Origin of the sequence: Caballeronia arvi, from assembly GCF_001544695.2 — a bacterium.
Taxonomy (GTDB): Bacteria; Pseudomonadota; Gammaproteobacteria; order Burkholderiales; family Burkholderiaceae; genus Caballeronia; species Caballeronia arvi.
This window is the reverse complement of sequence record NZ_FCOM02000062.1, coordinates 23,180-39,112: the sequence shown is the minus strand read 5'-3', so window position 1 is coordinate 39,112 and position 15,933 is coordinate 23,180. Positions and strand designations below refer to the sequence as shown.

At 62.1% G+C, this 15,933-nt stretch carries 12 protein-coding genes; 10 read left to right on the top strand and 2 right to left on the bottom strand.

Annotation, left to right across the window (positions count from 1 at the left end; translation table 11 throughout):
- Nucleotides 1–143: 143 nt before the first annotated feature.
- A complete protein-coding gene (locus AWB74_RS36875) occupies nucleotides 144–1,334 on the bottom strand; it encodes a M20 aminoacylase family protein (RefSeq protein ID WP_061151539.1) in 1,191 nt (396 codons plus the stop codon).
- A gap of 160 nt (nucleotides 1,335–1,494) precedes the next feature.
- Here AWB74_RS36875 and AWB74_RS36870 point away from each other — a divergent pair, with 160 nt between their 5' ends.
- Both AWB74_RS36870 and AWB74_RS36865 read left to right on the top strand, forming a co-directional pair.
- Nucleotides 1,495–3,576, top strand: a complete 2,082-nt coding sequence (locus tag AWB74_RS36870) for a molybdopterin-containing oxidoreductase family protein (RefSeq protein ID WP_061151538.1) — start codon at nucleotides 1,495–1,497, stop codon at nucleotides 3,574–3,576.
- Nucleotides 3,577–3,704: 128 nt separating this feature from the next.
- Nucleotides 3,705–5,378, top strand: a complete 1,674-nt coding sequence (locus AWB74_RS36865) for a long-chain fatty acid--CoA ligase (protein ID WP_061151537.1) — start codon at nucleotides 3,705–3,707, stop codon at nucleotides 5,376–5,378.
- A gap of 137 nt (nucleotides 5,379–5,515) precedes the next feature.
- Here the strand turns inward: AWB74_RS36865 and AWB74_RS36860 are convergent, their stop codons facing one another.
- A complete protein-coding gene (locus tag AWB74_RS36860; RefSeq protein WP_061151536.1) occupies nucleotides 5,516–6,694 on the bottom strand; it encodes a porin in 1,179 nt (392 codons plus the stop codon).
- Between the two features lie 430 nt (nucleotides 6,695–7,124).
- On the opposite strand from AWB74_RS36860, the gene coq7 reads away from it, so the two are divergent.
- From coq7 to mraY, 8 genes are all read left to right on the top strand, one after another.
- On the top strand, nucleotides 7,125–7,781 hold the full coding sequence (gene coq7 / locus AWB74_RS36855) for a 2-polyprenyl-3-methyl-6-methoxy-1,4-benzoquinone monooxygenase (protein WP_061151541.1): 657 nt from the start codon (nucleotides 7,125–7,127) through the stop codon (nucleotides 7,779–7,781).
- Between the two features lie 389 nt (nucleotides 7,782–8,170).
- Complete coding sequence (gene mraZ, locus AWB74_RS36850) at nucleotides 8,171–8,599, top strand: division/cell wall cluster transcriptional repressor MraZ (protein ID WP_061151535.1); 429 nt, start codon at nucleotides 8,171–8,173, stop codon at nucleotides 8,597–8,599.
- A gap of 16 nt (nucleotides 8,600–8,615) precedes the next feature.
- Nucleotides 8,616–9,569 (top strand): 16S rRNA (cytosine(1402)-N(4))-methyltransferase RsmH, encoded by a 954-nt coding sequence (gene rsmH, locus AWB74_RS36845; RefSeq protein WP_061151534.1) that lies wholly within the window; start codon nucleotides 8,616–8,618, stop codon nucleotides 9,567–9,569.
- Nucleotides 9,566–9,910, top strand: coding sequence for a cell division protein FtsL (gene ftsL, locus AWB74_RS36840; RefSeq protein ID WP_061151533.1), 345 nt, complete (start codon nucleotides 9,566–9,568; stop codon nucleotides 9,908–9,910). The genes rsmH and ftsL overlap by 4 nt, the downstream gene beginning before the upstream one ends.
- Nucleotides 9,907–11,763 (top strand): peptidoglycan D,D-transpeptidase FtsI family protein, encoded by a 1,857-nt coding sequence (locus tag AWB74_RS36835; RefSeq protein ID WP_061151532.1) that lies wholly within the window; start codon nucleotides 9,907–9,909, stop codon nucleotides 11,761–11,763. The genes ftsL and AWB74_RS36835 overlap by 4 nt, the downstream gene beginning before the upstream one ends.
- The gene (locus AWB74_RS36830; protein WP_061151531.1) at nucleotides 11,760–13,304 is read left to right on the top strand and encodes a UDP-N-acetylmuramoyl-L-alanyl-D-glutamate--2,6-diaminopimelate ligase; all 1,545 of its coding nucleotides are present in this window, start codon (nucleotides 11,760–11,762) and stop codon (nucleotides 13,302–13,304) included. Before AWB74_RS36835 ends, AWB74_RS36830 begins: the two co-directional genes overlap by 4 nt.
- Entirely contained in the window at nucleotides 13,301–14,731 is a 1,431-nt protein-coding gene (locus tag AWB74_RS36825; RefSeq protein WP_061151530.1) for a UDP-N-acetylmuramoyl-tripeptide--D-alanyl-D-alanine ligase, read from the top strand. Before AWB74_RS36830 ends, AWB74_RS36825 begins: the two co-directional genes overlap by 4 nt.
- A 22-nt stretch (nucleotides 14,732–14,753) precedes the next feature.
- Complete coding sequence (gene mraY / locus AWB74_RS36820; RefSeq protein WP_061128203.1) at nucleotides 14,754–15,923, top strand: phospho-N-acetylmuramoyl-pentapeptide-transferase; 1,170 nt, start codon at nucleotides 14,754–14,756, stop codon at nucleotides 15,921–15,923.
- The last annotated feature ends 10 nt before the right edge of the window (nucleotides 15,924–15,933 follow it).

The following is a 15,933-nucleotide window of genomic DNA, read 5'->3' as shown; positions in this document are numbered from 1 at the left end:
GTGAAAGTAGGTAATCGTCAGGCTCCTCATGCAGCAAAACAAAAACCCCACCCCGAAAAGGTGGGGTTTTTGCGTTCCGGCGCAGAAAATCAAAAGCGACCGCCTTCTACAGAAGCAGCAGCAAATATATGCCGCTGCAGTTATCAGCGCGCCAGAAATCGCTCAGCCAAACGGACCCAATACGACGATCCGATCGATAGCAAATCATCGTTGAAGTCATAACTGGCGTTGTGTAGCATGCATGGCCCGGCGCCATGCCCGTGCTCGCGATGTCCTCCATCGCCGTTACCGAGGAAGGCATAGCATCCAGGCTTCTCGATAAGCATGAACGAAAAATCCTCCGCACCCATCGTCGGTTCGACGGCGCTATCGACCCTATCCTTCCCCACCACCTCGGCCATAACTTCCGCCGCAAATCGTGCTTCCTCCGGGGCGTTGATCGTCGGTGGATAATTTCTGTGGAAGTGTATTTCGACGTCGCAATCGTAGGCGGCTGCCGTCGCTTGGACGATCTTGCGCATGCGCTCTTCGATAAGATCGAGCGTCTGCACAGTGAAGGTGCGCACGGTTCCACCAAGCCAGGCTACGTCCGGTACGATGTTCGCGGCTTCGCCCGCGTGGATCTGCGTGATGGAAAGCACTGCGGTATCGATCGGCTTCTTGTTTCGCGTAATGATGCCCTGAAGCCCATTCGCAATCTGGACCGCCGTGAACACAGGGTCGCGACCGTTATGGGGCAAGGCCGCGTGTGAACCGGTCCCGTGGATCGTGATGCGAAACTCGTTGCTCGACGCCATGATCGGCCCTTCGGTCACACCGAAATGCCCAGCGGTAATGCCCGGCCAATTGTGGATGCCAAACACTGCATCCACCGGAAAGCGATCGAAAAGACCATCCTCGATCATGGCTTTCGCGCCCGCACCACCTTCTTCCGCCGGCTGGAATATGAAAACGACAGTCCCGTCGAACTTGCCGTGCTCGGCGAGATGCTTCGCGGCGCCGAGTAGCATCGCCGTGTGCCCATCGTGGCCGCACGCATGCATGCGGCCGTCGTTCGTCGATCGATGTCCAAACGTATTCAATTCCTGAATGGGCAACGCGTCCATATCTGCCCGCAGTCCGATCGATTTGCCGCTGGAGCCGCGTTTCAGCACTCCGACGACACCTGTTTTGCCCACTCCCCGATGCACTTCGATTCCCCATCGTTCGAGGTTATCGGCGACGAGCTTCGCGGTGCCAACCTCTTCGTAGCGCAATTCGGGGTGGGCATGGATCGTTCGTCGGAGCGTTTTGATTTCATCGTGTGAAGCTTCGATTTCCGGGATCAGATTCATTGAACCGCTCTCTCGATTGAATTCGGATGGCGCGTATCGGCCGCGCATGGGCTTTCATTCTACGTCGCCACTATTTGCCGTACCGGACGGTCGATCGCACAGCGCCCGTAATAGAATTCCATCATTTGCCGCCCTTTATTCTGATTTACCGGACTTTTCGATGAACGCTCCAGCCGAGTTTGCCCGAGCCGTGTGCCCACACGATTGCCCCGACACATGCGCAATGCGCGTAACGGTAAAGGACGGCAAAGCGGTCAAGATTAGCGGCGATCCCGACCACCCGCCGACGCAAGGCGTTCTTTGCACGAAGGTTACGCGATACGCCGAGCGAACGCATCACAAGGATCGGCTCCTGACGCCACTGCGCCGGGTCGGAAAAAAGGGCGAGGGTCGATTCGAGCCGATCGGCTGGGACGAGGCTTTAAAATTTGCTGCCGAACGCTTGCATGCGGTCGCCCGGCGCGCGCCGGAAGCCATCGTCCCATATAGCTACGCTGGCACGATGGGGCTGGTGCAAGGCGAAAGCATCGCTGCCCGGTTTTTCAACGTGTTGGGAGCCTCGCGGCTCGAGCGCACGATTTGCGCTGCGGCGGGCGCGGCCGGCTTGCGCTACACGTATGGCGCGAGCGTCGGCATGCATAGCGAGTTCTATGACGAGAGCGAGCTGATCCTGATTTGGGGCGCGAACCCGATCGCCTCGAGCCTGCACTTCTGGACCCGCGCGCAAGAAGCCAAGCGGCGCGGCGCAAAACTGATTGCGATCGACCCCTATAAATCGCTCACCGCGGAAAAGTGCCATCAACACATCGCGCTGCGCCCGGGCACCGATGCCGCGCTTGCGCTCGGCATGATCGAGGTCCTCGTCCGTGAAAATCTCATCGACCATGACTACGTGCGCGCGCATACGGTGGGCTTCGAAGGACTCGCGGCGCGCGCCGCGCAATATCCGCCGTCGCGTGTGGCGCAGATTTGTGGCATCGAAGAGAGCGTGGTCGTCGAGCTCGCGCGCGCTTTCGGGGCGACGAAAAAGGCAGCGATTCGCCTCAACTACGGTATGCAGCGCGTGCGCGGCGGTGGCAATGCCGTTCGCGCGATCGCCTGTCTGCCATCGTTGACGGGGGCGTGGCGCGAGCGCGCTGGTGGACTGTTGCTCTCATCGTCGGGCTGGGCGCCGATCGACGGCAACGCGCTCGAGCGTCCGGATTTGCTGCCCGGCTGGCCGTCGAAAATGCCGCGCGCGATCAACATGAACGCGATCGGCGACGCGCTGCTGCATCCGGGCGACGAAACGTTCGGACCGAAAATCGAAGCGCTGGTCGTCTACAACTCGAACCCCGTCGCGGTCGCGCCGGACTCGGCGAAGGTGGCAGCGGGTTTCGCACGGGAGGATTTGTTCACGATCGTGCTCGAACACTTCCAGACAGACACGGCCGACTATGCCGACCTGATTTTCCCCGCAACGACGCAACTCGAGCACCTGGACGTCCACAAGTCCTACGGACACACACACGTAATGGCGAATCTGCCGGCTATCGAACCCGTCGGTGAAGCGCGTCCGAACACTGAAATCTTCCGTGGTCTCGCGCGTGCGATGCAACTCACTGAGCCGGCGCTTTTCGAGACCGACGAACAGATTGCATCGAAAGCGTTCCGCTGGGACGACCGCACGCTGGAAGGGCAGAGCTGGGAAAAGCTAAAGGCGTCCGGCTGGCTGAAGCTCAATATTGCCGAAGCGCCGCTCGCCGAAGGCGCGTTCCGCACGCCGTCGGGAAAATGCGAGTTCTTCAGCGAACGTCTGGAGCGCGAAGGCCTCGATCCGCTGCCGGATTACCTGCCGCCATACGAATCCGTCGACGGATCGCCGGAACTCGCCGCACGCTATCCCCTCGCGATGATCTCGCCGCCTGCGCGTAATTTCCTGAACAGCAGCTTCGTAAACATCGAGAGTCTGCGCGCGGCGGAGCGCGAACCGTATCTGGACATCCATCCCGCCGATGCCGAAACGCGCGGCATCTCCGACGGCGCGCTCGTGCGCATCTTCAACGATCGCGGTTCGATGCAGGCCCGCGCGCGCGTCACGGCGCGAGCGCGCGAAGGCGTGGTCGTTGGTCTGTCGATCTGGTGGAAGAAGCTATCGCCCGATGGCTGCAATGCCAATCAGGTCACAAGCCAGGCGTTGACCGATCTCGGTAGATCGGCGACGTTCTACGATTGCCTGGTCGAAGTGGAGCAGATGCATTGAAAGGTATCGGAAAAGCAGGCTCGGGCGAGTCTGGTGCATGGCGTCTAACCCAGTTGTCGGAGACCTGCCGAAAAGCTAGGATCTCGTTTCCGCACGACCATTCTAAAATCATATAAAGGAGACGCCGTATGGAGAAACCCTGGCTGAAGTCCTATCCGGCCGGCGTGCCCGCGGAAATCGATGTTTCCGCGTATCGGTCCGTTTCCGAGTTGCTCGAGGACAGCTTCCGCGCGAACCGCGATCGACGCGCGTTCGTGTGCATGGGCCAGTCGATCACGTATGCAGAGCTCGACGCGATGTCGATAAAGCTGGCCACGTGGTTCCAGAAGCGAGGCATGAAGCCCGGCGCGCGCGTCGCGCTGATGATGCCCAACGTTCTGCAATATCCCGTGGCGATCGCGGCCGTGCTGCGTGCCGGTTATATCGTCGTCAACGTTAATCCGCTCTATACGCCGCGCGAGCTAGAGCATCAGCTCAAGGACAGCGGCGCGGAAGCGATCGTCATTCTCGAGAATTTCGCGGTCACGCTCCAGGCCGTCGTCGGAAATACGGCGATCAAGCATGTGATCGTCGCGTCGATGGGCGATCTCATGGGCCTGAAAGGGCTGTTGGTCAACTTCGTCGTGCGCCGCGTGAAAAAGATGGTGCCCGAATGGAGCGTGCCTGGCAGCGTCCGTTTCAACGACGCGCTCACCGAAGGCGCCCGGAGCACGTTGCAGCGGATCGCCCAAACCCCGGACGACGTCGCGTTCCTGCAGTACACCGGCGGCACGACGGGCGTCGCCAAGGGCGCGACGCTCACGCATCGCAATGTGATCGCGAACACGCTGCAGTCCGAAGTCTGGCTCGACCCGGCCCGCAAACGCCGCCCGGATATCGACCAGTTCGTCTGCGTGGTCGCGCTGCCGCTGTATCACATCTTTGCGCTGACGGTGTGCGGAATGCTGACGATACGAACCGGCGGCCTGGGCGTGCTGATTCCGAATCCGCGCGATATCGCGGGAACCATCAAGGAACTGAAGGACGTCCCTATCAACACGTTTCCGGCGGTCAACACGCTCTACAACGCGCTGTTGAATCATCCGGACTTCGGCAAGCTCGATTTTTCCAAGCTGATCGCGGCCAACGGCGGCGGCATGGCGGTCCAGGAAGCCGTGGCGAAACGGTGGTTCGCCGCGACCGGCGTGCCGATCGTGGAAGGCTACGGCTTGTCCGAGACCTCGCCGTGCGTGACATGCAATCCGGTGACGGCCACCGAATACACCGGCACGATCGGCTTGCCGCTGCCGTCGACGGAAATCTCCATCCGCGACGACAACGACAACGAAGTGTCGCTCGGACAGCCCGGCGAGATCTGCATTCGTGGACCGCAGGTGATGGCGGGCTACTGGAACCGGCCCGATGAAACCGCGAAGGTGATGACGCTCGACGGCTTTTTCCGCTCGGGCGACGTCGGCGTGCTGGACGATCGCGGCTACGTGAAGATCGTCGATCGCAAAAAGGACATGATCCTCGTGTCGGGTTTCAACGTGTATCCGAACGAGATCGAGGACGTCGTCGCCATGTTGCCGGGCGTATTCGAGGTGGCCGCGGTCGGCGTGAAGGATCAGACCTCCGGCGAGGCGGTGAAGCTTTTTATCGTGCGCAAGGATCAGGGCCTGACCGAAGCCGACGTCATGGCCTATTGCAAGGAGCGGCTCACCGGCTACAAGCGTCCGCGGATCATCGAATTCCGCAACGATCTTCCGAAGAGCAATGTCGGCAAGATCCTGCGGCGCGAACTGCGCGACGGCCGCGCGTAACATCGATATCGCTGGAAACGGGAAAGCCCTCGTGTCATGAGACGCGAGGGCTTTTTCGCATGCGGCTGGCGCGCAGCACGCACGAAAAAAGGCGCCCGAAGGCGCCTTTCAGTGCATACCGCTTTGTTACAACCTTATTAGAACTTGTGACGGATACCGACGACAGCGGCGACCTGGTTCGACGTCGACGACGGCGACAGGCCGTTGATGCTGGCGACAGCCGAACGGTTCGTCGAGTCCGTGCCAGTCGCGTGCTGGTACACGCCGTCGATGTACACGTCGGTGCGCTTGGACAGGAAGTAGTCCGCGCCGAGCATCGCCTGATGGTACTTGGCGTCACCCAGACCGTAGCCCTTCGTGTAGTCGTACGCCACGCCCAACAGCAGAGCCGGGGTCAACTGATACTTGAAGTTGATTTCGGCGTTGTGGAACTTACCCGTGCCGCCCGTGAAGCCACCCGTCGGCGTCAGGCCCGTGCCCGGCTCCGAACCGAGATCCTTGAATTGCGTGTTGCTATACGTCGCGCCTACGGTCGCTGCGCCGAACGTGTAAGCACCGCCAGCCGAGATCACTTGCTGCGTGCGCGCCGAAGCGTAGCCCGAGTACACGCGGCTCGTCATGTTCGAAGACGAAGGCGTCGAGGTCGCCGTGCGGCTCGACGGCGTGTTGCCGAAGAACGAGTAGTTCGGGTCCTTGACGTTCAAATAGCCCGCGCCCAACTGCAGGGGGCCTTGCGAGTAGCCGAGACCAAGCGACCAGATCTGGTTGCGGTTGAACTGGCCAGCGTTGCCGCCGAGGCTGTACAAGCCGCCGAACGTGAAGCCTGCGTAATTCGCGCTCGTGAACTTGATCGCGTTGTTCACGCGATTCGAGTTGTTCATGTTGTCGAGGTCGCCCGGGTGCGCGCCGAAGTACGATGCCCACTGGCTACCGACTTCGAATGCGCCGGTGTAGTCGACCACGGAGTCGTATTGACGACCGAGGGTGACCGTGCCGAATTGCGCCGTCGACAGACCGACATACGCTTGACGGCCGAATTCAGCGCCGCCTTGACCCAGCTGGCCGTTGAACACGTTGAAGCCGTTTTCCAACACGAAGATGGCCTTCAGACCGCCACCGAGATCTTCCGTGCCACGCAGGCCCCAGCGGCTGCCCTGCAGGTTGCCGCTGTTCATGGCGTACAGCTTCTGACCATTGCTATTGTTGTTGTAGACGAAGCCTGCGTCGATGATGCCGTACAGCGTCACGCTGCTCTGCGCATGTGCGGCGCCAGCGAAAACGCCCAATGCAGCGAGAGCGAGAAGCGACTTTTTCATTGATTAGATCTCCAGGGAGTGTTTGCGACTGTTTGGCAAGGTCACTGTTCTAGCGCCAGTGTGTTGACGGTCCCTGCCGGACTTCTTAACGAAGTTGACACGTAATGTAACAAAGAGCCTTTGACGGACAAAGGAAAAGGGAGCGGTCCGCTCGACCCATGTGACGTTTACGCAACAGGCGCTAAAATGTTGGTTTTGCAGGATTTTTGCGACCCGTGTTTGCCCTAATTACCAAAGCGGATGCTTAGGAAAGGTCGTTTTCGGTCCTGACAACCGGGCTTCGTCGGGTTCGTTCGGACCAACCAGCGCGACCATCGGCGGGTGTCGATGTGCGCTAAAATCCGCGTTTCGCCCAGCGCCGACTCGCCAGAGATTGCGAATTGCTGCAACAACCCGCGTTGTGCCGGCGACCACGAAGAGAGGTGACAACATGACGCTCGATGAAGTCATCAACGAGTTCGATCGGGGCTTGCGCTCCATGACGGGCGTGAGCCGCATGTCGCGTCCGATTCCCGAATCGACGCTATCCGGTTCCGATCTCCAAAGCGACGTCCTCTCCGAGGAATCGCAACTCACGGAGAAAGAGCGCGCCCACTCGGCCGGTCTGATGCGCGTGAACCACGTCGGCGAGGTCTGCGCGCAGGCGCTTTATCAGGCGCAAAAGCTCGCCACGCATTCACCCGAACTGAAGGCGAGCTTCGAGCAGGCGGCTCGCGAAGAGGAAGATCATCTCGCGTGGACGACGAAGCGCCTGAAAGACCTCGATGCCCGGCCGAGTCTCCTGAATCCGTTCTGGTACGCGGGCGCACTTGCGATGGGTTTCGTCGCGGGACGTTTTGGCGACCGCGCGAGTCTCGGCTTCATGGCGGAGACGGAGCGTCAGGTCGAGCAGCACCTCGATGGTCATATGAAGACGCTGCCGGCGAACGATCACGCATCGCGCGCGATCGTCGAGCAAATGCGTCTCGACGAGAGCGCGCACGCAGCCGCCGCCATCGGTGCGGGTGGAGGCGAAGTCCCGTTTCCGGTCCGTGCGCTGATGCGCGCGGCCTCGAAAGTAATGACCCGCACTGCGTATTACATATAGCGTGCCGATCGTCCGGCCGATCCCATAGCGGTTCGGCCGGTAACCTCGCGGCCGCATCTCACCTGTGGCCCACAAATCGGGCAAAAAGACCGTTACATTTCCCTCATTTCGGCAGCTGATTTCACGTACTACCTTCACATCCCGCAGTAGCTCTCTAATTCATAACGGTTTTCTCTTTTGTCATCACTTCAAGCTCCTGCGCTAAGTCCTTGTTCTAGCGAATAAAAAGCACTCGAAAAAAAGGTACGCGTCTTGACCGAGGAAATGCGTTCCTCTAAAGTGGGAGACAGTGTGAGAAAGTGGTCTTTTGTGTGATTCACAAGCCATTTTCGAGCAAAACGGAGTGGGGACAGACGTCAGGGTGGGCGTCTGAAACGGGGAGAGGGCGAGTGTTCCAAGGGGCGTCGGCGCTGACGCTCGATGCGAAAGGACGGATGTCGGTTCCGTCGCGCTATCGAGAAGCGCTGCAAGGGCAGGCGGAAGGCCGGGTGACGCTCACGAAGAGCCCGGATGGATGCCTGTTGCTCTTTCCTCGCCCGGAGTGGGAAGTCTTTCGCGCCAAAGTCGCCGCGCTTCCTATGGATGCCATGTGGTGGCGGCGCATCTTTCTCGGTAATGCAATGGATCTCGACCTCGACAGCGCCGGGCGCGTACTGGTTTCGCCCGAGCTGCGCGCTGCCGCGTCGCTGGAAAAAGAGGTGACGCTGCTCGGCATGGGCGCGCACTTCGAGCTGTGGGATTCGCAGACCTACGCGGCGAAGGAAGCCGCGGCGATGGCGCAGGGCATGCCCGAAGCGCTGAAGAATTTCACTTTCTGACGCGGCGCTGAAGAACATGGCGAAGTCGTCGGGAAACGAGCTGCAGCATCGCACGGTGCTGCTGCAGGAAGCAGTAGACGGACTGATCACGCGTACGGACGGCATCTATATAGATGGCACGTTCGGGCGTGGCGGTCACAGCCGGGCGATTTTGCAGCGGATCGGTGAGGCGGGGCGGCTCATCGCTTTCGACAAGGATCCTCTTGCAATCGCCACGGCGCAACAGATTCAGGACTCGCGTTTTTCGATCGTGCACGACAGCTTCGCGGTATTGCGCGATGCGACGAGCGAGCGTGGGGTAGAGCGGGTGTCGGGCGTATTGCTCGACCTTGGCGTGTCGTCGCCGCAGGTGGACGACCCGGAGCGCGGCTTCAGCTTCCGCGCGCAAGGTCCGCTCGACATGAGGATGGACCCGACTCGCGGCGAGTCGGCAGCCGAGTGGCTCGCACGGGCCACGGTGCAGGAACTGACGGAGGTGATCAGAGATTATGGGGAAGAACGGTTTGCTTTTCAGATTGCAAAGGCGCTTGTTGCTCGCAGGGCAGAGTCCGACCGTCTTGGGCCTCTCGACAGCACGCGCGAGCTTGCCGAAATCGTGGGTAACGTCGTCAAAACCCGTGAAAAGGGCAAGGACCCGGCAACTCGCACCTTTCAGGCTATACGGATTCACGTCAATCAAGAGCTTGCGGAGCTGCAAGTAGTTCTTGAGTCGGCATTGGCATTGTTGGAGCAAGGAGGGCGGCTGGTCGTGATCAGCTTTCATTCACTCGAAGACCGGATCGTCAAGCGGTTCATGCAGGCGCACGCGAGCGCGCCGGCGGTGGACCGTCGCTTGCCGATCCGCGCGGTCGATCTGCCCAGCCCCCCGCTGCGCGTGGTCGGCCGCGTGTTTCCGAGCGAAGCCGAAGTGTCCGCCAACCCGCGTGCGCGATCCGCGGTGATGCGTATCGCAGAGCGGATTGCGCCATGAACCGTCTCAATATTTTCCTGCTGATCATCGTGCTCGGATGCGCGCTGTCGGTCGTCAGCTCGACCAACCAGCAGCGGGAAATTTTCATCGACTTGCAGCGGGCGCAATCGCAGGAGCGCCAGCTTCAACAGGATTACGCGCAGTTGCAGTATCAGCAGAGCGCGCTGTCGAAGACCTCGCGCATCGAGCAGTTGGCCACCAACTCGCTGAAGATGCAGCCCGTGTCGACCGGCCGCACCCAATATCTCACCTACGACACGGCCGCCAACAAGGCCGCCGACGCACCCATGCCGCCGCCGCTTCCGGCGTCGGCACCGCCTGCACGCGGAGCCAAGCGATGAAAAAATCCGCGAAGCAGAAAGACATCGCTCATACGCCGAATCCGCTCCTCGCCGTGCGCCTGCCGATGTGGCGCTCGAAGTTCGTCGTATTCCTGTTGTTCATGGCGTTCGTCGCGCTTGCCGCACGAGCGTTCTGGATCCAGGGTCCTGGCAACGCATTTTTCAAGAAGCAGGGCGAAAGCCGCTATCAGCGCACGCTCGAACTGCCGGCGACGCGCGGCCAGATCCGCGACCGTAACGGCCTTGTACTCGCAACCAGCCTGCCGGTGAAGGCCATCTGGGCGATCCCCGAAGCCGTGCCGAACGATCTCGGCGCGGACAAGTTCGCGCAATTGTCCAAGCTGCTCGAGATGCCGGAAAAAGAGCTTCGGGCGAAGCTTTCGATGGACAAGACGTTCGTCTACGTGAAGCGCCAGGTATCGCTCGAAACCGCGCAGAAGGTCGCCGCGCTGGACATTCCGGGCATTTATTCGCGTGGCGAATACAAGCGCTTCTATCCGGAAGGCGAAATCACCGCGCACCTGATCGGCTTTACTAATATTGAAGACAAGGGACAGGAAGGCGTCGAGCTCGGCGACCAGCACGTCCTCGCCGGCACGCCGGGCATGCGCCGCGTCATCAAGGACCGCATGGGCCATATCGTCGAGGACGTCGACGAGCAGGTCGTGCCGCACAATGGCACCGACGTCGAACTCTCGATCGACAGCAAGATTCAGTACATCGCGTACACGAACCTGAAGGCCGCCGTCGAGAAGTCCAAGGCGAAGGCAGGCGCGGCGATCGTGATCGACACGAAGACGGGCGAGGTGCTCGCGCTCGTCAACTATCCCACCTACAACCCGAACGACCGCTCGCGCATGACCGGCGAGCAGTTGCGCAACCGCATTCTCACGGACACGTTCGAGCCGGGCTCGATCATGAAGCCGTTCACCGTGTCGCTCGCGCTCGACCTGCATCGCGTGACGCCGAATACGCTCGTGGAAACCGGCGGCGGCGTGTTCGTCCTCGACGGCGCGCGCATCACGGACGATGCCGGTTTCGGCACGCTCACCGTCGGCGGCGTGATTCAGAAGTCGAGCAATATCGGCGCGACCAAAATTGCGATGCAATTGCGTGCTGAGGAAATGTGGAATATGTACACGGGACTCGGACTCGGGCAGGCGCCGAAAGTCGGCTTCCCGGGTGCGGTGACGGGGCGTCTGCGGCCGTGGAAGAGCTGGAGGCGCATCGAGCAGGCGACGATGTCCTACGGCTACGGCCTCTCGGCATCGCTGTTCCAGCTTGCGCGCGCGTACACCGCGATCGCGCACGACGGCCAGGTTCTGCCGGTGTCGATTTTCCGGACACCGGGCGATCAACCGGTCGTCGGACAGCAGGTTTTCTCGCCGACCACCGCGCGTCAAGTGCGCGCGATGCTCGAAACCGTGACGGCGAAGGGCGGCACGTCGCCGGATGCGGCGGTGCCGGGCTATCGCGTCGGCGGGAAGTCGGGCACGGCGTACAAGCACGCGGGCCGCGGCTACGACCATTCGAAGTACCGCGCTTCGTTCGTCGGCATGGCGCCGATGCCGAATCCGCGGATCGTCGTGGCCGTATCGGTCGACGAGCCGACGGTCGGCAGCCACTTCGGCGGCCAGGTGTCGGGGCCGGTGTTTTCGGGCATCGTCGGCGATACGCTGCGCGCACTCAACGTGCCGCCCGACATGCCGGTCAAGCAAATGGTCGTGACGGACGATTCGAACTCCGCCACGCAAGCCGCCGCGCAACAGCCGGCGAACACGAACAACGCGAATACCGCGAAGAAAGTCGCGGTATCGAGCAATATGAAGACGCACCCGGGAGTCGTGCGATGAGCGCGCAAGCCCGTCAGAGCAAGATGCAGAAGGACGTATCACATGCCGTTCAATGGCTGCGCGCGCATGCGCAGCCCGAGGCGCAATTGCACGCGGACACGCGCTCGCTGAAAAGCGGCGACGTGTTTCTCGCCTATGCGGTCGAGGGCGCGGACAACCGTCCGTATCTCGACGCCGCGCTCGCCGCGGGCGCGGCCGCGGCGCTTTATCAGCCGGAAAATTTCGCGGGCAAGCCGGATGTATCGAAGGCGCTCGCCGTGAAGGCGCTCAACGAGCTGGCGGGCCCGATCGCGTCTGCATGGTACGGCGAGCCGACCGCGTCGATGCTCACCGTCGGCGTGACGGGCACGAACGGCAAGACCTCGTGCAGTCAGTGGATCGCCACCGCGTTGACGGCGCTCGGCCGTCCGTGCGCGATCGTCGGGACGCTCGGCATCGGCATGCCGGGCAAGCTCGTGCATAGCGGCTTCACCACGCCCGACGCTCCGCAGCTTCAGCGCAGCCTCGCGCAACTGAAGGCCCAGGGCGCGGAAGGCGTCGCGATGGAAGTGTCGTCGCACGCGCTGCATCAGGGCCGCGTGAATGGCGTCGATTTCGACATCGCCATCTTCACGAATCTCACGCAGGATCATCTCGATTACCACGGCACGTTCGACGCCTACGAAGCCGCGAAGGCGCGCCTCTTCGCGTGGCCTTCGCTGAAAACGGCGATCGTCAATCGCGACGACGCGGCCGGCCAGCGGCTGATCGAATCGCTGCGCGGCAAGGTGCGCACGATCGCGTACGGCGTCGAAATGCCCGTCGACGCCGCTCCGAGCGCCGACGCCATGCTGCTCGCAACGCAAGTCCGCGCCACGGCGACCGGCACCGCATTTCATCTGTCGTGCGACTGGGGCGAGGCCGATGTCGAAGTCGGCACGCTTGGCGCGTTCAACGTCAGCAATCTGCTTTCCGTGCTCGGTGTGCTGCTCGAAGTCGGTGTGCCGTTCGATGCCGCGATCGCGCATATCGGAAAGCTCGAATCGGTCAACGGCCGCATGGAACGTCTCGGCGGGCGCATGCAGAGCGACGAGCCGCTCGTCGTGATCGATTACGCTCACACGCCCGACGCGCTCGACAAAACGCTCGCCGCGCTGCGCCCGATCGCTCAGGCGCGCGGCGGCGAACTCGTCTGCATGTTCGGATGCGGCGGCGACCGCGACGCGACCAAGCGTCCGCTGATGGGCGCGATCGCCGAGCGTCTCGCCGATCAGGTCGTCATCACGAGCGACAATCCGCGCAGCGAAGATCCGCAATCCATCATCGATCAGATCGCGGCCGGCATGAACGACGCCGCGAAGGCGCGCCGCATCGAAGACCGGGCGAGCGCGATTCTGCAAGCAATCCGAAGCGCCGCACGTGAAGACGTCATCGTGCTCGCGGGAAAAGGACACGAGGCCACGCAGGAAATCATGGGGAAGAAACGCGCGTTCTCGGATCAGGATCACGCGCGCCTCGCGCTCGCCGCACGCGCCACGCAACAGCGCGGAGGTGGCGAATGAAGATGTTCACGCTGCGCGAAGCCGCCGCAATGATTCCCGGCGCCGTGCTGAAGGGCGATGAAAACGTAGCGATCGAGCGCGTCGTGACGGACAGCCGCGGCATCCAGGCCGGTGACCTTTTTGTCGCGGTGAAGGGCGATCGCTTCGATGCGCATGACTTCCTTGATCAGGTTGCGAAGAGCGGCGCGGCTGCGGCGCTCGTGTCACGCGAACCGAGCAACTCCGGTGCCTGGCCTCTTCCTGTCATCAAGGTAAAGGACACGCGCGCCGCGCTCGGTGCGCTGGCGCACGGCTGGCGCAAGCGCTTCACGATGCCGCTCGTCGCCGTGACGGGCAGCAATGGCAAGACGACCGTCAAGGAGATGATCGCGTCGATTTTCGCGGTTGTCGTAGGCGAAGAAGCGCGGCTTGCGACCGCAGGCAACTTCAACAACGACATCGGCTTGCCGCTCACGTTGTTCCGTCTGAACGCGTCGCACAAGCTCGCGGTCGTCGAGCTCGGGATGAACCATCCGGGCGAAACGGAAGTGCTCGGCAAGATCGCCGCGCCCGATGTCGCTGTCGTCAATAACGCGCAGCGTGAGCATCAGGAATTCATGGCGACGGTCGAAGCTGTCGCGCTCGAACATGCCACCGTGATTCACGCGCTGGGCGAAACGGGCACCGCCGTGTTCCCGGCCGACGATCAATACGCCGTCTTCTGGCGCACGGCCGCGACGGACAACGCGATCATCGACTTCGCGCTTACCGACGATGCATCGAAAGCCGCCGTCACCGGCACGCTGAAGGGCACGACGGTTCATATGCGCACGCCGCAGGGCGAGATCGATGTCGCGCTCAACGTGCTCGGCGAGCACAACGCGCGCAACGCGCTCGCGGCAGCATCGGCGGCGCTCGCGGCGGGTGTGTCGCTGGATGCGATCAGGCGCGGACTCGAAGCGTTCCAGCCGGTGAAGGGCCGTCTGCAAGTGAAGCGCGCCGTGCTCGGCGCGCTCGCGGGCGCGACCGTTATCGACGACACGTACAACTCGAATCCCGATTCGATGCGCGCGGCCATCGACGTGCTCGCATCGCAGGCTTCACCGCGCGTGCTCGTGATGGGCGACATGGGCGAAGTCGGCGAGGAAGGCCCGGCGTTTCATCGCGAAGTCGGCGCCTATGCGGCCGAGCGCGGCATCGATGCGCTCTTCGCGCTCGGCGACGCGAGCCGCGATTCCGTGAACGCATTCAACGCGAAGGCATCGAAGCAGACCGCGGACCATTTTGATGACGTCAACAAAATGGTCGCCGCACTTGAACACGCCGGTTACGGCGACAAAGCCACCTATCTCGCGAAAGGCTCGCGCTTCATGAAGATGGAGCGCGTGGTGGATGCCTTGACGAGCCCCCAACAATCCGCCGCGGGCAGCACGCCCGCGGCACACTGATTCACTGAAGAGAAGGACCAGCATGCTACTCGCACTCGCGCAATGGCTCCAGAATGACGCCAGCTTCATGCGCGTGTTTACCTACATCACGTTCCGCGCGGTCGGCGCCACGGCGACGGCCATGCTGATCGGCCTCGTCTGCGGCCCGTGGGTCATCCGCAAGCTGACCTTGCTCAAGGTCGGCCAGGCCGTGCGCAAGGACGGCCCGCAGACGCACCTCGTCAAGTCCGGCACGCCGACGATGGGCGGCGTGCTCATTCTCATCGGCATTGCCGTGTCCACGTTGCTGTGGGCCGATCTCACGAACCGTTTCGTGTGGATCGTGATGCTCGTCACCTTCGGCTACGGCGTGATCGGCTGGGTGGACGACTATCGCAAGGTCGTGCACAAGGACCCGCGCGGCATGTCCTCGCGCGAGAAGTATTTCTGGCAGTCGGTCATCGGCCTGTTCGCGGCGGTGTATCTCGCGTTCAGCGTGTCCGAAGCCAGCAATACGCGCGTGTTCGATCTCTTCATGGCGTGGGTGCGCAGCGGCCTGTCGATGGGCCTGCCCGCACGCGCCGACCTGATGCTGCCGTTCCTCAAGTCGATCACGTATCCGCTCGGTGTGTGGGGCTTCATCGCGATGACCTACTTCGTGATCGTCGGCTCGAGTAACGCAGTGAATCTCACCGACGGCCTCGATGGTCTCGTCATCATGCCCGTCGTGCTCGTGGGCGCGTCGCTTGGCGCGTTCGCCTACGTGATGGGCTCGTCGGTGTATTCGAAGTATTTGCTGTTCCCGCACATTCCCGGCGCGGGGGAACTGCTGATCTTCTGCTCCGCGATGGGCGGCGCCGGCCTCGCGTTTCTCTGGTACAACACGCACCCCGCGCAAGTCTTCATGGGCGATGTCGGCGCGCTCGCGCTCGGCGGCGCGCTCGGCACGATCGCGGTGATCGTCCGTCAAGAAGTGGTGCTCTTCATCATGGGCGGCGTGTTCGTCGCGGAAACGCTTTCCGTGATGTTGCAGGTCTTCTGGTTCAAGTTCACGAAACGCCGTTACGGCGAAGGCCGCCGCTTCTTCAAGATGGCGCCGCTGCATCACCACTACGAACTCTCCGGCTGGACCGAGACGCAAGTGGTCGTGCGCTTCTGGATCATCACGTTGATGTTGTGCCTGTTCGGTTTGTCGACGCTCAAGCTGCGTTGATCTTTTTGCA